Source organism: Streptomyces sp. NBC_01233 (assembly GCF_035989305.1).
In the GTDB taxonomy this organism is placed as follows: domain Bacteria; phylum Actinomycetota; class Actinomycetes; order Streptomycetales; family Streptomycetaceae; genus Streptomyces.
In genome coordinates, this window is the sequence record NZ_CP108514.1 from 9530694 (window position 1) to 9556507 (window position 25814).

Below are 25814 nucleotides of genomic sequence, written 5' to 3' on the forward strand. Positions count from 1 at the left end.
ACCGGACCCTGGCCGACGGACCCGCCACGCCCTGCGGCGTCGGCACCGTGAAGAGCAACATCGGACACCTCGAGCCCGCCGCAGGCGTCGCCGGAGTCATCAAGGTGGTGCTGGCGATGCGGCACCGCACCCTGCCGAAGACGCTGCACCTCCAGACGCTCAACCCGCTCATCGACCTCACCGGTACGCCGTTCCGGCCCGTACGGGAGACGACCCCGTGGGCGCCCACGGACGCCGACGGCGCACCCCTGCCGCTGCGCGCGGGCGTCAGCTCCTTCGGCTTCGGCGGCGTCAACGCACACGTCGTCCTGGAAGAGGCACCCGCCACGACGCCCCCGGCCCCGCTGCGGGACGACGCCGCCGAGGTGTTCCTGCTGTCGGGCAGGGACGAAGCCGCTCTGCGCCGGTACGCCGCCGCGATGGTGGAGTTCCTCGACGCGGCCACGGACGCGGACAGCGGCAGCGGCACGGTCGTGCCCGCGCCGTCGCTCGCCTCGCTCGCGTACACCTCCCAGGTCGCCCGCGTCCCCATGGCCGCCCGGCTCGCGGTGGTCGCCCGCTCCACCCGCGACCTGCGCGACCAGCTGGCCGGCCACCTCGCGGCCGAGTACGCGCACGGCGGTACGGACGGTGACCACGCCTGGCTGTCCGAACCGGAGGGCGCCGAGTACCTCGCCCGGCTGGTCCGGGAGGGACGGCTCGACCGGCTCGCGCGGCTCTGGCAGGACGGCGCCGACATCGACTGGGCCGCGCTGCGCACCGACCGGCCGCAGCCGGCGTCCATGCCGACCTACCCGTTCGCCCGCGAGCGGCACTGGCTCACGACGCCGACCGCCGCCGGGGTCGCGTCCGCCCCGCAGGACTCCTCACTGCTCCTGGTCAAGCGCTGGGAGGCCGCTCCGCTGCCCACCGCCGAACTGCCCGCCGGGATACTGGTGCTGGCCCGCGCCGAGAACGAGTCCCTCGCCACGAGGGCCTTCGGCCCCACCGCCGCGGTGTTCCGCGTGGACGACGGCGACGAGGACTCCGCCCGGCGGATCGCGGAAGCGGCCCGCCTCGCGACGGCCGTGATCGACCTGGCCGACGTGTCGGACGCACCACTCACCGCGCCGGACCCCGACTGGCCGCGGATCGCGCTCCTGCGCGAGCTGGTCACCGAGAACCGCACCCGCGGCTTCACCTACCTCCACCTGACCCGGGGGCTCACCACCTTCCGGACCGAGCGGCCCACGCTGCGCGGCGCGGCCTACGCTGGCCTCGTCCGGATGCTCACGGCCGAGTACCGGGGCCTGGCCGCCCGCACCCTCGACCTCGACACCCTGGAGCCGGCCGCGCTGCGCGAGGCGGCCGCCGCCGAACTCGCGGCGACCGACCCGGTCACCGAGGCCTGCGTACGGGCGGGCGTACGGCACCGTCCGGTGCTGTGCCCCGCCGACGGGGCGCCCGCCTCCGCCGACTGGTCCGCGGACCTGGCCGGCCGGACCGTCGTGATCACCGGAGGGACGGGCGCGCTGGGCCGGCTGCTCGCGGCCCGGCTCGTCGAGCGGGGCGCCGACCGGCTCGTGCTCCTCGGCCGCACCCCGCTGCCCGCCCGGACCGAGTGGCCCGCCCTCCTCGCGGACCCCGGCACCGACCCGGCCCTCGCGGCCAGGCTGCGCGACCTCGCGGCCCTGGAACGCCCCGGGGTCCGGGTGGTGGTCGAGACCGGCCCGCTGGACGGGATCGCCGAGGTGCTCGACCGTGCCCGGCGCGAGATGGGCCCGATCGTCGGCATCGTGCACTGCGCCGGCCTCGGCGTCATGCGCGACCCGGCCTTCATCGGCAAGCGGACCGAGGACGTGCAACGGGTCCTGGAACCGAAGACCGCGGGGCTCCAGGCCGTCCTGGACGGCTGCGCCGACGACCCGCTGCGCTTCGTCGTGCTGTACTCGTCCGTCGCGGGCGGCGTGCCGGCGCTGGCCGTGGGCCTCAGCGACTACGCGCTGGCCAACTCCGTACTGGACCGCGTCGCCGAGTACCGCACCGCCACCGGCGGCGTCCGCGCCCCCGTCATCCGGTCGCTGCAGTGGCCGAGCTGGCGTGCGGCCGGCATGCCCGAGGTCGACACCCCGGCCTACCGGGACCTCGGCCTGCGCACCCTGGCCCCCGAGGCGGGGCTGGACCTGCTGGACCGCGCGATGAGCGGCCCCGACCCGGTCGTGCTGCCCTGCGTCGTGGACGCCGGACGCTTCGACGCCGCCCGGCTGCTGGCCGTGCCCGCGCCGGGCCGGCAGGACGGGACGGCGCCCGCGCCCGCTCCGTCGGCGGCCCCGAGCGGAGTACCGGCCGCGCACGGCCTCGTCCGCCGCGTCACCGGGGTTATCGCCTCGACGCTCCGGCTGGACCCCGGGGCGATCGGAGGGGACGAGGACTTCGCCGACCTCGGCGTGGACTCGATCATGATCGCCCAGATCCTCGCCGCGCTGGAGCGGGAGCTCGGCGTCGTCGCGGAGCCCTCGACCATCCTGGAGAACCCGACCGTGGCCCTCCTCGCCGATGCCCTGCGAGACCAGGTGCCGGAGCTCGCCACCCCTTCGGAGGACGCCGGCCCGGCCATCGCGCCCGCCGTCCCGCCGGTTCCGGCCGAGGCCACCGCTCCGGCCCCGGCCCCGGCCGAGGTCACCGCTCCGGCCCTGGCCCCGGCCGAGGCCGTCGCGTCAGGCGCTCCCCTCGCCGGAGCGGCCGCACGGCGTGAGGACATCGCCGTCATCGGTATCGCCGCCCACTTCCCCGGCGCCCCCGACCACGGGACGTTCTGGCGGAACCTGATGTCCGCGACGGACTCCGTCACGGAGGCGCCGCCCTCCCGCTGGGACAAGGACCGCTTCTGGCGGCCCGACCCGCAGCCCGGCACCACCGTCAGCAAGTGGGGCGGCTTCCTCGACGCCATCGAGGACTTCGACCCGGAGCACTTCCGGATCGACCCGGCCGGGGCGGCGCACGTCGACCCCCTGGTCCGGCAGGTCCTGGAGACCGGCGTGGAATGCCTGGCCGACGCCGGTCTCACCCCCGAGGAGGTCGCGGGCCGGCGCGTGGGCGTCTTCGCGGGCGCCCGTGCGGCGAACTTCGGCGCGCACGTCGCCGCCGCCGGTCCACACTCGATCAGCGGAATGGCGCAGAACTTCATCGCCGCGCAGCTGTCCCACCACCTCGACCTGCGAGGGCCGTCCGTCGTCGTCGACACGGCCTGCTCCAGCGCGCTCGTCGCCGTGCACATGGCCGCGGCCGGCCTGCGGACCGGGGAGTGCGACCTGGCCTTCGCGACCGGGGTCGACATCCTCCTCGACGAGGTGCCCTTCGTCGGGATGAGCGGGGCGGGCGCACTGTCGCCCACGGGGCGCTGCCACACGTTCGACGAGCGGGCCGACGGCATCGTCCTCGGCGAGGGCGCCGGCACGCTGCTGCTCAAGCGGCTGTCCGACGCCGTGCGCGACGGCGACCGGATCTACGCGGTGATCGAGGGCAGCGCCGTCAACAACGACGGCCGCACCATGGGCATCACGACGCCGAACCCGCGCGCACAGCGGGAGGTGATCGAGGCGGCCCTCGCCGACGCCGGCGTCTCCCCGGCCCAGCTGGGCTACGTGGAGGCCCACGGCACCGGCACCATGATCGGTGACCCGATGGAGCTGAAGGCGCTCACCGAGGCCTTCCGCGCCCGTACCGACGAGGTCGGCTTCTGCGGCGTCGGCAGTGTGAAGACCAACATCGGACACACCCTCAGCGCGGCCGGCATGGCCGGACTGATCAAGGTCCTGCTGTCGGTCCACCACGCGCAGCTGCCGCCGACGCTGCACTGCGCGACCCTCAACCGCCGTTTCCGCTTCGAGGAGTCCCCGCTGTTCCCCGTACGGGAACCGCGCGGGTTCACGGGCCGCGACGGTACGCGCCGGGCCGCCGTCAGCTCCTTCGGGTTCGGCGGCACCAACGCCCACATGGTGGTGCGCCAGGCACCCGAAGCCCACGTTCCCGCGCGCGGACCGCTGGACCCGCCCCGCTACCGGCGGCGGCGCTTCTGGTTCGACCCGCCCGCGCACACCCCCGCACAACCGCCCGCGCGAACGCCCGCACCGGCCCCCGCGCCGTTCTTCGAGCTTGAGTTCTCCGCCGTGCCGGAAGGAAAGAAATGAACCCGTTGGACGGCCTGACCTGCTCCGTGGTGGTGCGCGGCACCGACCCGGTGCTGCGTGACCACCGCGTGCACGGCACGCGCATCCTGCCCGGAGTGTCGTTCCTCGACATGATCTACCGGATCCTGCGGGCCCGTGGCGTCGACACCTCCCGCGTGGAGCTGCGCCGCGTGCTGTTCCGCAACCCCGTGGCCGCCGGCCCGGACTTCGACACCGAGCTGCGGGTGGAGTTCACGGCGGACGCGGACGGCCACCGGGTCTCCGTCACCGGAACCCGCCGCCCCACGGGCGAGACCGAGCCGGTCCTCGACTGCCGACTCCACCTGGACGTGCCCTTCCCGGCCGAGGCCGTCGACCTGTCCGCCCTGCGCGCGGGCATGCCCCGTACGGCCGACATGGCCGACCTGTACGCGCTCGTCCGCCGGACCGGCATCGAGCACGGGGAGTTCATGCGCGCCCGGGGCACCCTGCACGTCGGCGACCGCGAGCTGCTCGCGGACCTGTCGCTGGGCCCGGAGGCCGCCGCCTACGCGGACTACTTCCACCTCCACCCGGCCGCGCTGGACTCGTCGACGCTGCTGCCGACGCAGTTCGCCACGGCCGGGGCCGGCGCGGCGGCCCGGCCCTACATCCCGATGCTCATCGACTCCTTCCGGGCCCGGGGGCCGGTGGGGGACCGCACCCTGGTGCACGCCACCCCGCCCCGCGCCACCGGCCCGGCCGGCGACCTGACCACCTGCGACCTGCGCTTCCTCGACGCCGACGGCGGCGTCCTGCTGTGGCTGCGGGGCCTCACCTCGAAGCGCGTCAGGGAGGAGGACGCCATCACCCGGCTGGACGGCTCCCCGCGCGCGGCGGAGGCGGCCGGGACCGTGCCGGCCGGGACCGTGCCCCTCGGGGAGAGCGCCGCGGGCCTGGTGCGCGGCCTGCTCGCCGAACGGCTCGGCCGGGCCGAGTTCGACGAGGAGGCGGGCTTCTACGAGCTGGGGCTGGACTCGACGGCGCTCCTGGGCATCGCCGCCGACCTGGAGCAGGCGTACGGCACCGACTTCTCGCCCACCCTGCTGTTCGAGCACAGCTCCTTCGCGGCCCTCGTCGAGTACCTGGACACGTACGAACTGCCCGAGGGCGCGGTCCGCCCGACCGTCGGGGCACCGCAGGAACAGGACGTACGCGAGGACGTTCCCGCCGAGGTGGTCTGGTTCGAGCCCCACTGGCGTGACGCGCCGCTGCCGCCGGCACCCGCACCGGCACCGGCCTCCGTCCTGACCGTCGACGGGAGGACCGCGCGCGACTGGGCGGCCCTGCTCACCGGGCACGACGCCTCCGACGTGCTCTGGACCCCGGCCGATCCGCAGGACGTCGAGGGCGAGGCCGTCGCCCTGACCGGCTTCGCGGCCGCCCTGCTGCGCCACCGGCCCAGCCCCGTACGGATCGTCTGCCACCTGCCCCTGGGCGCGGCGGCCTCGGCGGTCGCGGGTCTGCTGCGCACGCTCCACCGGGAGCAGCCCGGCGTACGCGCCGCGGTGGTGTGCTCCCCGGAGCGCGCCGATGCCCTGGCCGAGCTCGCTGCGGGCGTTCCGGACGTGGAAGTCCGCTACGAAGCGGGCCGGCGCACTGTGCGCGAGATCCTGCCCACCCCGGCCCCGGACCACCCGGCCCGGCTGCGCGAACGGGGCGTGTACCTGATCACGGGCGGGCTCGGCGGCGTGGGCCTGTCCCTGGCCCGGCACCTGGCGCGAACCGTCCGGGCCCGGCTCGTGCTCTGCGGACGGACGGCCGCCGACTCCCCGGCGACCGCCGCGCTGAGCGCCGAACTGACCGCCCTCGGGGCCGAGGTGCAGGTGGTCGGCGCGGACGTCTCCCGCGCCGAGGACGTGCGCCGCGTGGTCGACCTGGCGCTCTCCCGGTTCGGCGCGCTGGACGGGGTGGTGCACGCCGCCGGTGTGCTGCGCGACGGGCTGATCGCGGGCAAGAGCGCAGCGGACGTCCGTGCCGTCATGGCGCCCAAGGTCACCGGCACCCGCCTGCTGTACGAGGCCACCTGGGACCTGGGGCTGGACTTCCTCGTGCTCTGCTCGTCCACGGCCGCCGCCTGGGGCAACCAGGGCCAGGCCGACTACGCGTGCGCCAACGCCTTCCTCGACGGTTTCGCCGAGGGCAAGCCGGGGGTCGTGTCGATCGGGTGGCCTGGCTGGTCGGACGGAGGCATGCGGCTCGACGACCGCGCACTGCGCCGGATGGGCCTGAAGGCCATGGACACCCCGTCCGCGGTGGACATCATGCTGCGCGCCGCCGGCAGCGGCAGGCCGCACCTGGTGGCCCTCGTGGGCTCGGCGGCCGAGATCACCGAACGGTTCACCCCCGCCGCTCCGGCCCCCGCTGCTCCGGCGCCCGCTGCTCCGGCGCCCGCTGCTCCGGCGCCCGCTGCTCCGGCGCCCGCTGCTCCGGCGCCCGTCGCTCCGGCCCCCGCCGTTCCGGCCCCCGCCGTTCCGGCCCCCGCCGTTCCGGCCCCCGCCGTTCCGGCGGCGGGCGTCACCGCCGTCACCGCCCCCGCGACCCCCCTGCCGGGGGCCTCCGCCGACGCCGGTGACGAGGGCGACGCGATCGCCGTCGTGGGGATCAGCGGCCGCTACCCGGGCGCCCGCACGCTCGACGAGTTCTGGGAGAACCTCAAGGCCGGCCGTGACGGCATCACCGAGGTGCCCGCCGACCGCTGGGACCACCGTGCGATCCACAGCGACGCCAAGGGCGTGCCCGGACGCTCGTACGGCCGCTGGGGCGGATTCGTCGACGGCATCGACGAGTTCGACGCCGTCTTCTTCCACATCTCGCCCAACGAGGCCGCCGTCCTCGACCCGCAGGAACGGCTGTTCCTCCAGGAGGCCTGGCACGCCTTCGAGGAGGCGGGACACGCTCCCTCCACCTGGCGGGGCCGCGCCGTCGGCGTGTTCGCGGGCGTGATGTACAACCAGTACCAACTGCACGGCGTCCGCGAGGAACCGGGCCTCGTGCCCTCGTCGTTCAGCGCGTCGATCGCCAACCGCGTCTCCTACTTCCTCGACCTCAAGGGGCCGAGCATCGCGCTCGACACCATGTGCTCCTCCTCGCTGACGGCGCTGCACCTGGCCGTCGAGGCGATCCGGCGGGGCGAGTGCGAGGCCGCGCTGGCGGGAGGCGTCAACCTGCACGTCCACCCCAACAAGTACCTGCTGCTCAGCCAGTCGTCCTTCCTCTCCACCGACGGCCGCTGCCGTGCCTTCGGCGAGGGCGGCGACGGCTACGTGCCCGGCGAGGGCGTCGGCGTGGTGCTGCTGAGGCCGCTGCGCGACGCGCTGCGCGACGGAGACCACGTACACGCCGTCATCCGCGGTACGGCCCTCAACCACGGTGGTCACACCGGTGGGTTCTCGGTGCCCGACCCGGCCTCGCAGGCCGCCCTCGTCCGCGACTCGCTCACGGGGGCGGGAGTGGACCCCGCCGACCTCGGCTACCTGGAGGCCCACGGCACCGGCACCGGCCTGGGCGACCCGATCGAGGTCACCGCCCTGGAACGGGCCTTCGACGCCGTCGGCGCGGGCCGGGGGCCCTGGCCCATCGGCTCCGTCAAGTCGAACATCGGCCACCTGGAGTCGGCGGCGGGCATCGCCGCGCTCACCAAGGTCGTCCTCCAGATGCGCCACCGCGAACTGGTGCCCTCCCTGCACGCCGAGCCGCTCAACCCGGCGGTGGACTGGGAGAGTTCGCGGTTCCGTGTGCAGCGCACCCTGGAACCCTGGAACGCGCCCACGGACGCTCCGCTCACCGCCGCGATCAGTTCCTTCGGCGCCGGCGGCGCCAACGCCCACGTGGTGCTGGCCGAACACCCGGTCGCGCCCGGCCGGCAGGCACCGCAAGAGGACCGTCCCCGGCTCTTCGTCCTCTCGGCGAAGGACGCCACCCGGCTCGACGAGACCGTGGCGCTGCTGCTCGCGCACCTGGACCGGGCCGGCCGGGGTGCGGGCCCCGACGCCCTGGAGCGGATCCTGACCGAGGTCGTGGGCTTCCCCGTCGATCCCGGTGAACCCTTCGCGGAACTCGGCCTCGACTACCCGCGCCTGTCCCGCCTCGCCCGGCGCGTCGAGGAGGAGTTCGGCGTCCGGCTCCGCGTCGACGGCGGGACGACCCCGGCCGAGCTGGCGCGCCGCCTCACCGGTACCGGTGGCGGCGTGGACCCGGCGGCGCTCGCCTTCACGCTCTGGTCCGGACGCGACCACCTCGACGAGCGGCTCGCCGTCGTCGCCACGACGACGGCCGAGTTCGCCGACGCGCTCCGCACCGGTACGGGCTGGTACCGCGGACGCAGGCGCCGCTCCGCCGCACCCGTCCACGGCGGCGGCCTGCGCGAGCTGGCCCGGGCCTGGGTCGAGGGCGCCGCGATCAGCCTGCCCGCCCCCGACCGGCCGCGACGGCTCTCGCTGCCCGGCTACCCGTTCGCCCGCGAGCGCCACTGGGTCGACACCACCCGCACTCCGTCCGGGAGTTCCCCGGGCGCGGCCGAAGAGGTCGAACTGCCGGACGGGCACGTGTTCAGCACGCGGATCTCCACGGCGGAGCGGCCCTGGCTGGCCGACCACACCGTCGACGGCGTCGTACTGGTTCCCGGGACGTACTTCGTCGACCTGGCCCTCCGGGCGGGAGCCCGCCTCCACTGCCCCCGGATCGCCGAACTCGTCACCCACACGCCGCTGGCATCGGGCGAGGCGGACCTGCGCCTCGTGGCGGACCTCGCCGAGCCCGACGGGACGCGGGCCTTCCGGATCCATGCCCGCACCGGCGACGGCGGCTGGACGAGCCACGTCACCGGCGTTCTCGCGCCCGCGCCCGAGGAGCCCCTGGCCGCCCCGGCCCTGCCCGGGGACGCCGAGGAACTCGACGTCACCCGCCTCTACGAGACGCTCACGGGGTACGGGCCCGCCTTCCGGGGTCTGCGCCGCGCCTGGCGCACCGCCGACGCCGTCTTCGCGGAGGTCGTCGTACCCGACGGCGTTTCCGACGGCGATCCCGGGGCGCACGCGCTGCACCCCGTGCTCCTCGACGCCGCCCTGCACACGGTCGCCCTCACCTCGGCCCTCGACGGGGACAGCCCCTACCTGCCGTTCGCCTGGTCCGGCGTACGCGTGCACGCTCCTGGTGCGACCGCCGCCCGGGTACGGGTGGTCCACCACCGGGCCGACGCGGTCGAGCTCCTCCTCACCGACCACGCGGGCGCGCCCGTGGCCTCCGTCGACTCGGTGGTGCTGCGCCGGGCAGACGCTCCGGCCGAGCCGCTCCACCAGGTGGAGTGGCTGCCCGTCGAGACGCCCGAGTCCTCACCGGGGGCCCGCTACGCGGTCGTCGGCCCGGACCCCGAGGGGATCGGCGCCGCCCTGGAGGCTTCCGGGGCGCGGCTGGTGCGGGCCCACGACCTGGACGCCTTGACGGACGTGCCGCCCGTGGTGGTCCTGCCCGTCGCGGCCGCTCCGTCCGGAGCCGCCGAGGGGGCCCCGGCCGCCCGCGCCCTCACCACCGAGGTGCTCGGCAGGCTCCAGCAGTGGCTCGCAGACCGGCGGTTCGCGACCGCACGGCTGGTCCTCGTCACCACCGCCCCCGACCTGGCCACGGCCGCGGCCTGGGGACTGGTGCGCTCCGCCCAGTCCGAACACCCCGGCCGCTTCGGCCTCGTGGACGCCGAGGACCTCGCGCCGCTGCACCGCGCGCTCGGTTCCGACGAGCCGCACCTGCGCCTGCTCGACGGCCAGGTGCTGGGAGCCCGGCTGGTCCGCGTACCGGCCGCAGCGCCGGCGGCCGAACCGCGCCCGGCCGGTACCGTCCTGGTCACCGGTGCGAGCGGCGCCCTCGCCGGACCGGTGGTCCGCCACCTCGTGGAGCGGCACGGCGTACGCGACCTGCTGCTGGTCAGCCGCAGCGGCCGGGTCCCGGCGGGGCTGGCCGGGCTGGACGCCCGGGTCGAGGCGGCCGCCTGCGACGTGGCCGACCGCGCCGCCCTGGAGACCCTGCTGGCCGGCCGCCGGGTGACCATGGCCGTGCACGCCGCAGGAGTGCTCGACGACGGGGTGGTCACCGCCCTCGACGCGGAGCGCCTGGAGCGGGTGCTGCGGCCCAAGACCGAAGGCGCCGCCCACCTCGACGAACTGCTGCCCGAAGCCGAACTGGTGCTGTTCTCCTCCGTGGCGGGCGTACTGGGCGGCCCGGGGCAGGGCAACTACGCCGCCGCCAACGCCTTCCTGGACGCCCTCGCCCGGCAGCGCGCCGCATCCGGCCGCCGGGCCGTGTCCGTGGCCTGGGGGCCCTGGGCGCTCGACGAGGGCATGGCCGCCGACCGGGACCGCCTGGCCCGCGGCGGCATCGAGCCGCTCCCCACCGAGGCGGCCCTCGGCCTGCTCGACGCGGCCCTCGCCGGACCGCACCCGGCGGTCACCGTCCTGCGGCTCGGGCGCGGTGCGGCCGCCGCCGTACCGCACGTGCTGCGCAGCCTGGTGCGGACCCCGGCGCCGGCCCCCGCCGCCGACCCGGGCCTCGCCCGCCTCGGTCCCGAAGAGCGGCGCGCCAGGCTGTCGGCGCTGGTCCGGGGACAGGCCGCGGCCGTCCTCGGCTACGCGGACGCCACCATGATCGAATCCGACCGGTCCTTCCAGGAACTCGGCTTCGACTCGCTGAGCTCCATCGAGTTCCGCAACCGGCTGGGCACGGCCGTCGGCCTGTCGCTGGAGGCCACGCTCGTCTTCGACCACCCCACCCCGGCCGATCTGGTCGCCCACCTCGACGAGCGGTTCGCCGGCGAGTCCGAGGCGACCGACCTGCCGACCCTGTTCGCGGCCTTCGACCGCCTGGCCGCCGCCCTCACGGCGGCGGCCACGGACGACGTGTCCCGCGACCGCACCGCGGACCGCGTCCGCGGCCTGCTCGACCACCTGACACCCCACACCGCGACGGAACCCGTCACCGCGTTCGCCTCGGCGACCGACGACGAGGTCTTCGCCCTGATCGACGCCGAGCTCGGCAGCCCGCTGCCGGGACTGGAGGAACGCTCCCGATGACCAACGAGGACAAGCTCCGCGACTACCTGCGCCGGGTGACCGCGGAACTGCAGTCGACGCGGCAGCGGCTGCGCGACGTGGAGGAGCGATCCGCCGGGCCGGTCGCCATCGTCGGCATGGCCTGCCACTACCCGGGCGGCGTCGAGTCCCCCGACGACCTGTGGTCGCTCGTCGCCGAGGGCCGGGACGGGATCACCCCCTTCCCCGGCGACCGGGGCTGGGACCTGGACACGCTCCACCACCCCGACCCCGACCACCCGGGCACGACCACCGTCCGCGAGGGCGGATTCCTGCACGGCGCCGCCCGGTTCGACGCGGGATTCTTCGGGATCTCGCCCAAGGAGGCGCTCCACACCGACCCCCAGCAGCGGCTGATCCTCCAGACCTCCTGGGAGGCCGTCGAGCGCGCCGGCCTGGACCCGAGCTCGCTGCGCGACAGCCGCACCGGCGTGTTCACCGGCGTCATGCACCACGACTACCCGGGCGCCCAGGGCGCCGGCAGCGTCGTCTCCGGCCGCGTCGCCTACCAGCTGGGCCTGCGCGGCCCCGCCATCACGGTGGACACCGCCTGCTCCTCGTCGCTCGTCGCCCTCCACCTGGCCGTCCGGTCCCTGCGCCGCGGCGAGTGCGACATGGCCCTCGTCGGAGGGGCCACGGTGATGGCCACCCCCGCCGCCTTCGTGGAGTTCAGCCGCCAGCGGGGCCTGGCCCCCGACGGCCGCTGCAAGCCCTTCGCCGCCGGGGCGGACGGCACCGCCTGGTCCGAGGGCGCCGGCGTCATCGTCGTCGAACGCCTCGCGACCGCCCTCGCCGCCGGCCGCCGCGTACTCGCCGTGGTCCGGGGCACCGCCGTCAACTCCGACGGCGCCAGCAACGGCCTCACCGCACCCAACGGCCCCGCCCAGCAGCGCGTCATCCGCGAGGCCCTCGTCGACGCCGGCCTGACCCCCCCCAGCAGGTCGACGCGGTGGAGGCACACGGCACCGGCACCCCCCTCGGCGACCCGGTGGAGGCCCAGGCCGTGCTCGCCGCCTACGGCAGGCAGCGCACCCGGGCGCTGCGCCTGGGATCGGTCAAGTCCAACCTGGGGCACACCCAGGCGGCTGCCGGCGTCGCCGGGATCGTCAAGATGGTCATGGCCATGCGGCACGGGGTACTGCCCCGGACCCTGCACCTCGACGCCCCGACCCCGTACGTGGACTGGTCGGCGGGCGGTGTGGAACTCCTCACCGAGGACGCACCCTGGCCCGCCGGGACGGAACCCCGCCGGGCCGCCGTGTCCTCCTTCGGGGTCAGCGGCACCAACGCCCACGTGATCCTCGAGGAACCTCCGCTGCCGGTGGACGACCGGACCGCCGAACGGCACGACGACCGGCCGACGGACGCGGCGAGCGCCGAGCGCCCCGCGACATCGCCCGCCGGGCCCGGCCCCCTGGCCTGGACCCTGTCCGCCCGCTCCGACGCCGCACTGCGCGCCCAGGCCGCCACCCTCACCGCCTTCCTGACCGGGCACCCGCACGAACCGCGCCCCGAGGACGTGGCCCTCTCCCTGGCCACCACGCGCGCCTCGCACGAGCACCGCGCGGTCGTCCTCGGCGGCGACCGCGCCGAACTCCTCGCCGCACTGGACGACCTGGCCGCCGGCCGGCCCTCGCCCACCGTCGTCGAAGGGACCACCGGGCAGAGCGGCGGCGTGGCCTTCCTCTTCCCCGGCCAGGGTTCGCAGTGGCGGGACATGGCCGTGCGGCTGCTGGACACCAACGCGGTGTTCCGGGAACGGATAGCCCAGTGCGAGACCGCCCTGGCCCCCCACGTGGACTTCGAGCTGACCGCCGTCCTGCGCGGGGAACAGGACCTGGACCGGGTCGACGTCGTCCAGCCCGCCCTGTTCGCCGTCATGGTCGCCCTCGCCGAGGCGTGGCGCTCCCTCGGCGTCCGCCCGGCCGCCGTCGCCGGACACAGCCAGGGCGAGATCGCCGCCGCCTGCGTGGCCGGCGCCCTCACCCTCGAGGACGCCGCCCGCGTCGTCGCCCTGCGCAGCCGGGCCCTGACCACCCTCTCGGGCCGCGGCGGCATGATGTCCCTCGCACTGCCCGCCGACGAGGCGCGCGACCGGCTCCGCCGCTGGGACGGCAGGCTGTCGCTGGCCGCCGTCAACGGCGCGGCCTCCGTGGTCGTCTCCGGCGACACCGACGCCCTCGACGAACTCCTCGCCGCCTGTGAGGAGGACGGCGTACGGGCCCGGCGCGTCGACGTGGACTACGCCTCGCACAGCGCGCACGTGGAAGGCGTCCGCGCGCAGGTCCTGGAGGCCCTCGCCCCCGTCAGGCCGCGCGCCCCCGAAATCCCCTTCTTCTCCTCCGTGGAAGGCCGCTGGATCGAGGCCGCAGACGCCTTCGACGCCGACTACTGGTACCGGAACCTGCGCGAGACCGTCCGCTTCGACGAGGCCGTCACCGCCCTCGTCCGGCGCGACTGCACCACCCTGCTGGAGGTCAGCCCCCACCCGGTGGTCACGACCGGCGCACAGGAGACCGCCGACGCGCTCGGCACCGACACCGCCGTCGCCCACACCCTGCGCCGCGACGAGGGCGGCCCCGAGCAGCTGCTGCATGCCCTCGCCCAGCTGTACGTGAAGGGCGTACGCCCCGACTGGTCCGCGCTCTGGCCCGAAGCCCGCCGTATCGACCTGCCCACCACCACCTTCCTCACCGAGCCGTACTGGCTGCGCCCGGGCCCCGGCGCCGGCGGCGCGGGCGCCCTGGGCCTCGACGAGGTCGACCACCCCGTCCTGCGCGCCGCCCTGCCCGCCGCCGAGGGCCTGGTACTCACCGGCCGGCTCGGCCTGGCCGCCCAACCCTGGCTCGCCGACCACACGGTCGAAGGACAGGTGGTCCTGCCGGGCGCGGCCCTCGCGGAGCTCGCCTCCCGGGCGGCGGACGAGGCCGGCTGCGCCGCCGTCGACCAGCTCACCCTGCTCACACCGGTCCTCCTCCCCGACGAGGGCGACATCCGGCTGCGCGTCGACATCACGGCCCCGGCCGAAGACGGCTCGCGCGGACTGACCCTGCACACCCTCACCGGGGCGGGCCACTGGACCACACACGCCACCGGCGTGCTCCTGCCCGACGCAGCCGAACCGGTGCCCGCCACCACAGCGTGGCCGCCGTCCGGCGCCGAACCCCAGGACGTCGAAGCCCTCTACGCGACCCTGGAGGACGCGGGCCTGGCCTACGGCCCGGCCTTCCGCGGCCTGCGGGCGCTGTGGCGCGGACGCGACGGGGACCTCCACGCCGAGGTCGCACTGCCCGACGCCGACCAGGCCGGCGCGTTCACCCTCCACCCGGCCCTGCTCGACGCGTGCCTGCACCCCGTCGCCCTCGGCGGGTTCCTCACCACGGGAGACGGCCGCCGCCCCGCGCTGCCCTTCGAATGGCAGGGCCTGCGCTTCCACGCCGCAGGCGCCGACACCGTGCGCGTGACCCTGTCCGCCGCGGGCCCCGACGCCGTCCGCCTCACCCTCACCGACACCACCGGGGCACCCGTCGCCTCGGTCGACACCCTCGTGCTCCGCGAGCTTCCGGCGGGCGCCCTCGGCCGCCCCGACCGGGGCGACCTGCTGCGCCCCGACCAGGTGACCCGGGCCCTGCCCGGCGGCGGGCACGAGGACTGCGCCGTACGCGACCCGGAACTCGCCCGGCAGCTGGGGAAGCAGCCCACCCGGGAACCCGCGCGCCACGTCCTGGTGCCGGTTCCGGCCGGCGAGCCCGGAGAGGCCGTGCGCGGCGCGCTCACCCTCGTCCACGACTGGCTGGCGGACGAGAGCCACGCGGAGTCCAGGCTCGTCTTCGTCACCCGCCGGGTCCACCACGACGTGGCGGAAGCCGCCGTCGCGGGCCTCGTACGGTCCGCCCAGCTCGAACACCCCGACAGCTTCCGGGTGCTGGACCTGGCCGACCTCGACGGGACCACCCTCGCCGCGATCCCCGCCGCCCTCGCCACGGACGAGCCCCAGCTCACCCTGACGTCCGGGACCGCGACCGTGCCCCGGCTGGTCCGCGCCCTCCCCGCTCCGGCGGGGACCGGCGAGCTCGGCAGGACCCTGGTGACCGGGGCCTCCGGAACCCTGGGGCAGCTCGTCGCCCGGCACCTCGTCCACGCACACGGCGTACGCGACCTGGTGCTGGCCGGCCGACGCGGCTCCGAGGCACCCGGCATGGCCGCCCTCACGGAGGAACTGACCGGGGCCGGGGCACAGGTCCGGGCCGTCGCCTGCGACGTCACCGACCGCGCCGCCCTCGCGGTACTGGCCGGCGGAGCCTCCTTCACGACCGTCGTCCACGCCGCCGGCGTCCTCGACGACGGCCTGGTGACCGGACTGACCCCCGAACGCCTCGACCGCGTGCTGGGGGCGAAGCTCGACGCGGCGCTCCACCTCCACGAACTGCTGCCCCAGGCACGCCTGGTGCTGTTCTCCTCGGCCGTGGGCATCCTCGGCGGCCTCGGCCAGGCCAACTACGCCGCCGCCAACTCCGGCCTCGACGCCCTGGCCCGCCGCCGCCACGCCGAGGGCCTGCCCGGGATCTCCCTGGCCTGGGGCCTGTGGGACGCCACCAGCGGCATGACGGACGGCGTCGACCGGGCCCGCCTGGGCCGTTCCGGCTTCCACCCGCTCCCGACCGCGGACGCCCTCGCCGCCCTGGACGCCGCCCTGGCCTCGGACGAGCCGGTGCTCGCCCCGATCCGGCTCGACCCCGGCGCCCTGCGGGCGCAAGGTGAGGACGTCCCCGCGCCGCTGCGCGACCTGTCCGGGAAACCGGCGCGCCGCACCGCCGCGCTCGGGGGCGGCGCCGCCGTCTCCGAACTGGCGGCCCGCCTCGCCGGCAAGACCGCCCCCGAGCGCCTGCGCACCCTGCTCGAGCTGGTCGTCGGGCACACCGCCGCCGTCCTCGGACACGCCTCGCCGGAGGCGGTCGACCCCGGCCGGGCCTTCAAGGACGCCGGCTTCGGCTCGCTCGCCGCCGTCGAACTGCGCAACCGGCTCGCCGGAGCCACGGGCCTGCGCCTGCCGGCCACCCTGGTCTTCAGCCACCCCAACCCCGCGGCGGTCGCCCGCCACCTTGACGAACTCCTCGCGGGCACGGCCCCGGCGGCCGCTCCCGCGGTCCGCGCCCCGGCCGCCGACGCGGACGACCCCGTCGTCCTCGTCGGCCTCGGATGCAGGCTCCCCGGCGGCGTCCGCACACCCGACGACCTCTGGGAGATGCTGGTCTCCGAACGCGACGGCATCGGCCCGTTCCCCGACGACCGGGGCTGGCCCCTGGAGCGCCTCTACGACCCCGACCCGGCCGCCCCCGGCACCACGTACACCCGGCACGGCGGCTTCATGGCCGACGCGACCGCCTTCGACGCCGCCTTCTTCGGGGTGGCGCCCCGCGAGGCCGTCGTGATGGACCCGCAGCAGCGGATCCTGCTGGAAACCGTCTGGGAGGCCTGCGAGGACGCCGGCATCGACCCGGCCTCGCTGCGCGGCACCCGGACGGGCGTGTTCGTGGGCGCCATGTATCAGGACTACGGCCGCCTCCTGGAGAACGCCGCCGCCGAGGGCTTCCTCGCCCCGGGCGTCGGCGGCGGCGTCCTGTCCGGACGGGTCGCCTACACCTACGGGCTGGAAGGCCCGACCGTCACCGTCGACACGGCCTGCTCCTCCTCGCTGACCGCCCTGCACCTCGCCGCCCAGGCGGTACGGGCGGGGGAGTGCGACCTCGCGCTCGCCGGCGGGGTGACCGTGCTGTCCACACCGGTGCCCTTCGTCGAGTTCAGCCGCCAGCGCGGACTGGCCGCCGACGGACGGTGCAAGCCCTTCGCGGCCGCGGCCGACGGCACCGCACTGGGCGAGGGCGCCGCAGTGGTGCTCGTCGAACGCCTCTCCCGGGCCCGCGCCCAGGGGCACGAAGTGCTGGCCGTACTGCGCGGCAGCGCCCTCAACTCCGACGGCGCCAGCAACGGCCTCACCGCCCCCAACGGCGCAGCCCAGGAGAAGGTGATGCGCGCGGCGCTCGCCGCGGCCGGCCTGCTCCCCGCCGACGTCGCCGCCGTCGAGGCGCACGGCACCGGCACGTCCCTCGGCGACCCCATCGAGGCGCAGGCGCTCCTCGCGGTCTACGGCCAGGACCGGCCGGCCCCGCTGCTGCTCGGCTCGCTGAAATCCAACGTGGGCCACGTCCAGGCGGCCGCCGGCATCGCGGGAGTGATCAAGGCGGTCCTGTCCATCCGCAACGGCCTGCTGCCCCGGAGCCTGCACATCGACGAGCCCTCCCCGCACGTCGACTGGACCGCCGGCGACATCGCCCTGCTGGACCGGGCGCAGCCATGGCCCGAGGAGACCGGGCCGCGCCGCATGGGAGTCTCCTCCTTCGGCATCAGCGGCACCAACGTGCACGTGCTGATCGAGCAGGCACCGAGCCCCGAGGACGCCCCGGACCCGCTGCCCGCACTGGACGGCGTGCCCTGGTTGCTGTCGGCGCGCTCCGAGCAGGCCCTGCGCGGCCAGGCCGGGCGACTGCTGGAGTCGGACACCGCCGACCTCCCCGCCGTGGCGCGGGCCCTGTCCACCACCCGGGCCGCCCACCGCCACCGGGCCATGGTGACCGGCGCCGACGCACGGCAGCGGCGCGCCGCCCTCACGGCCCTGGCGTCCGACGGCACGGCCGACGGCCTGCGCCGGGCGCGCGCCGCCGGGCAGCGGCTCACCCTGCTCTTCACCGGGCAGGGCAGCCAGCTCCCCGCGATGGGAAGGGGCCTGTACGAAACCTTCCCCGTGTACGCGCAGGCCTTCGACGAGGTGTCCGCGCTCTTCCGGCTCGACACCCCGCTGCGCGAAGCGGTCTTCGAGCGGGAGGGACTGCTGGACCGCACCGAATACACCCAGCCGGCCCTGTTCGCCCTCCAAGTGGCCCAGTTCCGGCTGCTGTCGAGCTGGGGCGTCACCCCCGACTCCCTGATCGGGCACTCCATCGGCGAGCTCTCGGCGGCCTGCGTGTCGGGCCTGATGTCCCTCGCCGACGCCGCCGCCCTGGTCGCCGTCCGTGGCCGGGTCCTCGGCGAACTGCCCGCGGGGGGAGCGATGGTGGCCGTACGGGCGACGGAGGAGGAAGTCCTCGCCGTCCTGGACGCCCACGCCGACCGCGTGGGCATCGCCGCCGTCAACGGCCCCCGGTCGGTCGTCCTGTCCGGGGACGAGGAGGAGGTCCTCTCCGCGGCGCGGGAACTCTCGGAGCGCGGGCACCGCACGCGCCGGCTGCAGGTGGACGTCGCCTTCCACTCGCCCCGCGTGGACCCGGCGCTCGCCGAGTTCCGGGCGGCCGCCGCCGAAGTCCGCTTCGGACGGCCCGCGATCCCGGTCGTCTCCACCGTCCGCACCGCCCACACGATGGACACCCCCGACTACTGGGTGGACCAACTGCGCGGCCCCGTGCGCTTCTTCGACGCCGTCCGCGAGGCCCATGGGAACGGAGCCACGGCCTTCCTGGAACTGGGGCCCGACACCGTCCTCGCGCCGGCCGTCGAAACGTGCCTGCCCGGCCACCCGGTGCGCCCCGTCTCACTGCTGCGCCGCGACCGCGACGACGTGCGCACCGCCGTCGAGGCCCTGGGGCTCCTGCACACCCACGGAGTGGAGGTGGACTGGGCGGCCGTCCACGCCGGGCGGCCGACGACCCCGGTGCGGCTTCCGAAGTACGCCTTCCAGGACCGCCGTTACTGGCCCGAGCCGGCCGTCGTGGCGCAGGCCGCGCCCGCGCCCCTGCCCGTACCCGAGGCGGGGGAGCGGGCACCCGCGCTCGATCCGTTCTGGTCGGCCGTCGAGAGCGCCGACCTCGGCGCCGCCCTCGACCTGCTGAACCTGCGGGGCGACGAGACACCGGCCCAGGTGCTCGACGCCCTCGGCCGGCTGCGCTCCGGAGCGGCGGCGCCGGTCCTGGAGGGGGCGCGGTGGAAGCGGGTGCCGGACGGCCCCGCCCCCGAGCTCGCGTACGACGTCCTGCTGCTCGCCCCCTCCACGGGCGACGAGGACCTGGCCGACGCGGTCGCGGGCACCTTGGTCCGGCATGGAGCCCGGGTCCGCTCGGGCGGTTCCGGGCGCCCGGACCTCGTGGTGGCCCTGCCCGGGACCGAACCGGTCGCCGAGGCGGGGGTGCCCCGGTGGGCCCTCGTCGACGACGGTGGCGTGGAGCCCGCCTGCGACCACGCCGTGACCCTCCCGAAGGAGCTCGACGCGCCCGCGCGCAGCCGCCTGTGCGCGGCCGTCGCCGAGGGGTACCGGGAGACTCGGATCGAGCCGGACGGCATGTTCGTACGCGCCTACGAGCCGCTGGGCCGGACCGGCGTCTGGCGTCCCGAGGGGGACGTCCTGGTGGCCGGCCCGGCGGACGCGCTCACCGCGGCGACCGTCGACGCCGTGCTCGGGTCGGGGGCGCGCTGCCTGGTGGCCGGAGGTGCCGACCGCCCCTCCGGTGCCATGGAGTTCGGGGATGCGGAGGGGACCGTACGGCTCGCGGCGGCGATCGTCCGGGCCGGCAGCGGGTTCGAGGACGTGGCGGCGCCGCTGGTGGCCGTCGTGTCGGTGGGGGAGGCCGTGCGGGAAGCGGGAGCCTCGCTCGCCGTAGCGGTCCACCCGGACCTTGACCCGAGGGCTGCGGTGAGCGGGCTGTGGCGGGCCATGTCCACCGAGGAGACGGCCGTACGCCTCCTGGACGCCGCGCACGTCACGCACCCCGCCCCGGCCGCGGAGCCCGAGGAGACCGCAGAAGAAGCGACGGCCCGCAAACCGAAGCCGGAACCCGAGCCCAAGCCGAAGCCGGAACCCGAGCTGGAGCCGGAGCCGGAGCCGAAGCCGGAACCCGAGCTGGAGCGCGAGCCGAAGCTGGCGCGCGAACCCGAACCGAAGCCGGAGCCCGAACTCAAGCCGGAGCTGGAACCCGAGCTGGAGCGCGAGCCGAAGCCCGAGCCCGAACCGGAGCCCGAACCGGAGCCGGAGCCCGAGCCCGGCGGTCCGCAGCCCGAGGACTTCGAACTCCGGGCCGCCCTCGCGGGACTCCCGCGCGCAGAGTGGGCGGAGGTCGTGCTCGGCGGAGTGCGGGGCCTCGCGGCCGCCGTCCTCGGGTACGAGTCCGCGTCCGAGATCGACGCCGAGGGCGAGTTCTTCGACATGGGCCTGACCTCGGTCACCGCGCTCGAACTGCGCGACCACCTGACCCGGTTGACCGGCTTGGAGTGGCCCGCGGACCTCCTCTACGAGTGCCCGACGCCGCAGGTCCTGGCCGACCTCGTCGTCGAGCAGCTGAGCGCGACCCCTGCCTGACCCGCCGGCGGCCGGGCCAGCGGGGCGCCGTACTGATCCCTCAGTACGGCGCCCCGCCCATCAGGCGGCCTAGATGCGGCTGACTGGGAACCGTCACGTCCGACCCGCCGAGGCTGATCGCGGTCACCGCGAAGCCGAACCGCCCTTCAGCCGTGACGGGGCGGGTTCGGCCTTGATCATCACCTTGACGGTCGACGGAACGTGGGAGACGGTCTTTACCGTCCTGCTCGCCCCAGGCCCATGCCGAGGGCGACCTGGACCGGGTCGTCGCGGTTGACTCCACGATCGTCCGCGCTCACCAGCACGCGGCCGGGGCCCGTCGAAAAGGGCCCCGGTCGGCGAGCCGGCCGACCATGCCCTCGGACGATCCCGCGGCGGACTGACCACGAAAATCCACCTCGCGGCGGACGGCCGTTGCCGGCCTCTGGCGTTCGTCCTCACGCCGGGCCAGGCCGGTGACGCACCCGCGTTCGAGCGCGTCACGGCCCGGATCCGCGTGCCTCGGCCGGTCGGCAGACCGCGGACGACACCCGCTGCGGTCCTCGCCGACAAGGCCTGCTCGTCCCGGGCGATCCGCCGCCATCCGCGGCGGCGCGGGATCCGCGCGGTGATCCCGCAGCCCGCCGACCAGACGCAAACGCCTCGGGCGCTTCGGCGGCCGCCCACCGGCCTTCGGCCGCGGGGCTTACAAGCAGCGGAGCACCGTCGAGCGGTGCATCAAAAGCTCGAGCAATGGCGCGGCCGGGCCACCAGATACGACAAGACCGCCGGCAGCTGCCTCGCCGGACTCCACCTCGCAGCCATCTCCATCTGGTCAGCGCGGTGATCCGAAGGAAACGGCCCGGCCCTTCGAGTCCGGCTTCCAGTCCTGGGCGAGGAGCCCGAGCAGCACGTCGTCCATGAACTCGCCCATCACCCAGGCCGAGGAGCGCAGCACTCCCTCGCGGACGAAGCCGTTGCGCTCGGCGGAGCGCAGCATCGCGGCGTTGTCGGACAGCGTCTCGATCTGCAGCCGCTGCAGGCCGCGCACGATGAAGCCGTAGTGACACATCACCGCGACCACGTCGGTGCCGTAGCCCTTGCCGCGAGAGGCCGGCCGCAGCCCCAGCCCGATGTGCGCGGACCGGTTGTGGTCGTCGATGCCCCACAGCGTCGCCGTGCCGACCAGCGTGCCGCCGTCCAGCTCCACGACGGAGAACGAGACGTGCTCCTGCTCGTCGTCGTCCACCACCAGCCGCGACTCCTTCGAGCCGGGCGTGATCGGCCGCCACGGCCGGAGTTCGGACCGCGAGTAGTTGACCACGTCGTCGTGGAGTTCGGCCTGCAGGATCGGGATGTCGTCCTCGTGCCGGGCCCTGAGCCCGACCTTGCTGCCCCTTAGCATGCAAGGTTCCTATCCGACCGGGCCGGCCGGCGGCAATCGAATTGGCGATCGTCGCAGTTGGCGGAGCGGGGGCGACAGCCGGTCAAGGACCACCCGGTTCGGTCTGACCTCGCAGGGCCGGGACGGGGCTTGACCTCAAGTGAGGTTCGGGTTGGAGGCTTCTCCGTGTGCCGCTGGCCGTAGGGCAGCGCAGCAGTTCACACGTTGGAGGAAGTCTCATGTCGAGCAGTGCCGTTCCAGATTCCGGCCCCGCTGTGCCCGCCGCACCCTCGGTCCACCGGTCCGGCCCCTCCTGGTGGAAGGTGCTGGTGGCCGGCGCGGTCGGGGCGGCCGTGGTCAATCTGATCGTTCTTGCCGTCGCCCGGCTGGCCGGTGCCTCGCTCATCGTCGTCGATGGCGGCGAAGAGCACCCGATCACGGTCGGGGGCGTCATCGGCGGCTCCGTCGTCCCGCTGGTCGTCGGGACGGGCGCTGCCCTCTTGATGGCCCTGTGGAAGCCGGTCTTCCTGCGGATCGCGCAGTACGTGGGCGGTGGGCTGGCACTGTTGTCGGTTGCCGGCCCGTTGTCGTCCGACGCCGACGGCGGCACCGTCGTAGCCCTGTCCCTCATGCACATCACCCTCGGCGTGGCGGTCGTCACCACCCTGAAGCTCCACCGCCGCAACCATTGACGGGGTGAGTACGTGCGCACGTGCCGGTGAGTAGCCGGACGGGCTGTGCCACGCCTGAGGGCCCTGTTGGATCAGGGCATGAACACAGCCTCCACCTCCGCACCTTCCCCGGACCGGGCGACGGCCCCGCGAAGGGACCGCTCCCGCTTCTGGGCCGGCCTGGCGGCCGCGCTCTTCCCCGCGGCCTGCCTGGCGGCAGGCATCGTGCTCCTGTCGTCCGTGCAGGTGTCGGGCTGCATCACGCACGGGGTCCAGTGCACCGGGGGGCTGCCCGGGTGGCTGTTCGTCTGGAGCACCGGCATCGGCGCCGTGGCGTTCGCCGTCGCCCTGGCCGCACCCGCCCTCCAGGTACGGCAGGCCGCGCTCACCACCCAGCTCCTCGCAGAATGCACGGGGCTGCTGGTGATCCTCAGCTATTACGCCTGAGGCGCCGGCCGCATCCGCGAGGAGGCAGGACGCGGCAGAGCGGCCCGGGGGGAGGCAAGTCCCGGGCCGCTCCCTCAGGTCACGAGCGGAGCAGGCCCGCCCGATTCATCCGGGCGCGGCATGATCGCCGGATCAGATGACGCCCTGCGCCAGCATCGCGTCCGCGACCCGCTCGAAGCCGGCGATGTTCGCGCCGGTGACGTAGTCGCCCGGGGCGCCGTACCGCTCGGCGGTCTCGTGGGCGACGGCGTGGATCGAGCGCATGATGTCGGCGAGCTCGTCCTCCACCCGCTGCGCGCTCCAGGCCACGCGTCCGGCGTTCTGGCTCATTTCGAGGGCGCTGACCGCGACCCCGCCCGCGTTGGCGGCCTTGCCGGGCCCGAACGCGACCCCGGCCTCCTGCAGGATCCGTACGGCCTCGGGAGTGGTCGGCATGTTGGCGCCCTCGGAGACCGCCTTGACCCCGCCCGCGACGAGCGTACGGGCGTCCTGCGCGTCCAGTTCGTTCTGCGTGGCGGAGGGGAAGGCGACGTCCGCCGGCACCTCCCAGACCCGCCCACCGGGCACGAACCGCGCCGAGGATCCGCGCCGCTCCGCGTACTCGCTCACGCGCCCGCGCTCGACCTCCTTCACCTGCTTGAGCAGTGCGAGGTCGATGCCCTTGTCGTCGACGATGTAGCCCTGGGAGTCCGAGCAGGTCAGCGGGTTCGCGCCGAGCTGCTGGAGCTTCTCGATCGTGTACAGCGCGACGTTGCCGGAGCCGGAGACCACCGCGGTCAGCCCGTCCAGCGCCTCGCCCCGGACCTTCAGCATCTCGGCGGCGAACAGCACACTGCCGTAGCCGGTCGCCTGCGGCCGGATCGCGGAGCCGCCCCAGCCCTGCCCCTTGCCGGTCAGGACGCCGGCCTCCCAGCGGTTGGTGATGCGCCGGTACTGGCCGAAGAGGTAGCCGATCTCGCGGCCGCCGACCCCGATGTCCCCGGCGGGCACGTCGGTGTGCTCCCCGATGTGCCGGTGCAGCTCGGTCATGAAGGACTGGCAGAACCGCATGACCTCGGCGTCCGACCTGCCGTGCGGGTCGAAGTCGCTGCCGCCCTTGCCGCCGCCGATCCCGAGGCCGGTCAGGGCGTTCTTGAAGATCTGCTCGAAGCCGAGGAACTTCACCACACTGATGTCCACCGACGGGTGGAAGCGCAGGCCGCCCTTGTACGGGCCGAGCGCACTGTTGAACTCGACGCGGTAGCCGCGGTTGACGTGGACCCGGCCCCGGTCGTCCTGCCACGGGACGCGGAAGAGGATCTGCCGCTCGGGCTCGGTGAGCCGCTCCACCAGGGCCACGGCCGGGTCGGCGTACTCGGGCCGGGCGGTGAAGACGGGGGCCAGGGTCTCGAGGACCTCCCGTACGGCCTGGTGGAACTCGGGCTGCGCGGGGTTGCGGCGCTCGATCTCGGCCCGCAGTGCTTCCAGCCTGTCCTTCGAGTCCTTCACGTGTGTCCCTCCAGGGAGTGCGCGGTGCGCAGACGACGGCAGGTGCATGGTGCCCGCGGGTCCGCGAGTACCGGTCGATTCCGAGTGCAGCGCCCTCCGAACACACGCTTCCGGAAAAGGTTTTCCGGAGGGCGGCCCCTTTGCGGAGGCTACCGCGCACGGCGCTGCCCTGGGCAAAGCTTCTGTCCCGCGGACAAAAAACGCCCGCACGCCGGTGTGTGCCGGCCGAGTCGGGCTCAGGGTGTCAGGGCGTCACCGACCGGCCGTCCCGAGCGTCGCCGAAGTCGCACAGGCAGACCACGGAACGGTCACCGCCGGTGGACCGGACCGGCACGTTGGCCTCGGACGCGCCAGGGACGGCGGGATCTCGCGGTTGGAGGTGTCGCAGCTGCTGACGCTGCGCCCGCCGGGTCGGCTGCCGGACTCAGTCGTCTGCCGGGTGGACCACCTCGACGCCCTGCTCACGGAGCGCTTCGACCGCGGGGGAGTCCGCGGGGGCGTCCGTGACGACGAGGGCGATCTCCTCCATGGAGCAGATGCGGCCCAGTGCCGCACGGCCGATCTTGTCGGCGGTCGCGACGAGGATCACGCGCTGGGCCGAGGCGACCGCTGCCCGCTTCACCTGTACGTCTTCGAGGTTGTAGGCGGTGGCGCCCTGGACGGGGTCCACCCCGCAGCAGCCCAGGATGAACGTGTCGAAGCACAGGTCCTTGAAGGTCTGCACAGGTGCGTGGCCGTAGAAGGACAGCTCCTCGGGGCGCACCTGCCCGCCGGGCATCACCAGCCGGATGCCGGGGTGCGCGGACAGGGCGAAGGCCGCGTGCAGTGAGAGGGGTGCGACGGTGAACTGGCGGTCCGACATGGCCTTGGCGACGGCGACAGCTGTCGTGCCCGTGTCCAGCGCGACGGTCTCGCCGTCGGTGAGCAGTTCGACGACGGCGCGCGCGAGCCGCTCCTTGGCCTGCGCTCCGGACATGGCCCGGATCGCGTAGGGGGGCTCGACGCCGCCGGGCAGGCTGCTCACGGCGCCGCCGCGCACCCGGCGCAGCGCTCCCCGGGACTCCAGTACCTCCAGGTCGCGGCGGATGGTCATCTCGGATGCCCCGGTGGCCTGGGCCAGCTCGGCCACCGTCGCGCGGTTCTGCTGCATCAGCAGTCCCACGACGAACTTGTGCCTCTCCATCACGTTCATGTGTCTGCTTTTAGCACATGGGGCCGCGGGACGTCTGGTTGAGC

Annotated in this window: 8 protein-coding genes and 2 pseudogenes (1 of these 10 only partly in view); 7 read left to right on the forward strand and 3 right to left on the reverse strand. The window is 75.1% G+C overall.

Annotation, left to right across the window (positions count from 1 at the left end):
- From OG332_RS43865 to OG332_RS43885, 5 genes and pseudogenes are all read left to right on the forward strand, one after another.
- On the forward strand, nucleotides 1–4169 hold the final stretch of the coding sequence (locus tag OG332_RS43865; RefSeq protein ID WP_327418677.1) for an SDR family NAD(P)-dependent oxidoreductase. Its footprint begins 15478 nt before the window's first position; the window shows 4169 of its 19647 coding nt (coding positions 15479–19647); its start codon lies beyond the left edge, outside the window; it ends in the stop codon at nucleotides 4167–4169.
- Nucleotides 4166–11248, forward strand: a complete 7083-nt coding sequence (locus OG332_RS43870; RefSeq protein ID WP_327418678.1) for an SDR family NAD(P)-dependent oxidoreductase — start codon at nucleotides 4166–4168, stop codon at nucleotides 11246–11248. Before OG332_RS43865 ends, OG332_RS43870 begins: the two co-directional genes overlap by 4 nt.
- A pseudogene (locus OG332_RS43875) lies at nucleotides 11245–12138 on the forward strand (beta-ketoacyl synthase N-terminal-like domain-containing protein); the annotation flags it as partial. The gene OG332_RS43870 and the pseudogene OG332_RS43875, both read left to right, overlap by 4 nt.
- A 77-nt stretch (nucleotides 12139–12215) precedes the next feature.
- Entirely contained in the window at nucleotides 12216–20609 is an 8394-nt protein-coding gene (locus OG332_RS43880; RefSeq protein ID WP_327418679.1) for an SDR family NAD(P)-dependent oxidoreductase, read from the forward strand.
- Between the two features lie 370 nt (nucleotides 20610–20979).
- Nucleotides 20980–21435: pseudogene (locus OG332_RS43885) on the forward strand (transposase); the annotation flags it as partial.
- On the opposite strand, the gene OG332_RS43890 reads toward OG332_RS43885, so the two are convergent.
- Nucleotides 21424–21993, reverse strand: coding sequence for a GNAT family N-acetyltransferase (locus OG332_RS43890; protein ID WP_327418680.1), 570 nt, complete (start codon nucleotides 21991–21993; stop codon nucleotides 21424–21426). The pseudogene OG332_RS43885 and the gene OG332_RS43890 overlap by 12 nt on opposite strands.
- Before the next feature lie 218 nt (nucleotides 21994–22211).
- On the opposite strand from OG332_RS43890, the gene OG332_RS43895 reads away from it, so the two are divergent.
- Both OG332_RS43895 and OG332_RS43900 read left to right on the forward strand, forming a co-directional pair.
- On the forward strand, nucleotides 22212–22664 hold the full coding sequence (locus OG332_RS43895) for a DUF6069 family protein (protein WP_327418681.1): 453 nt from the start codon (nucleotides 22212–22214) through the stop codon (nucleotides 22662–22664).
- 78 nt (nucleotides 22665–22742) lie between these two features.
- Nucleotides 22743–23090: a hypothetical protein gene (locus OG332_RS43900; protein WP_327418682.1), complete on the forward strand. Its 348-nt coding sequence runs from the start codon at nucleotides 22743–22745 to the stop codon at nucleotides 23088–23090.
- Nucleotides 23091–23222: 132 nt separating this feature from the next.
- Here OG332_RS43900 and gdhA read toward each other — a convergent pair whose 3' ends face one another.
- Both gdhA and OG332_RS43910 read right to left on the reverse strand, forming a co-directional pair.
- Nucleotides 23223–24578 carry an NADP-specific glutamate dehydrogenase gene (gdhA, locus tag OG332_RS43905; RefSeq protein WP_327418683.1) on the reverse strand — a complete coding sequence of 452 codons (1356 nt, stop codon included), beginning with the start codon at nucleotides 24576–24578 and terminating at the stop codon, nucleotides 23223–23225.
- Nucleotides 24579–25002: 424 nt separating this feature from the next.
- A complete protein-coding gene (locus OG332_RS43910; RefSeq protein ID WP_327418684.1) occupies nucleotides 25003–25770 on the reverse strand; it encodes a DeoR/GlpR family DNA-binding transcription regulator in 768 nt (255 codons plus the stop codon).
- Nucleotides 25771–25814: the final 44 nt, after the last annotated feature.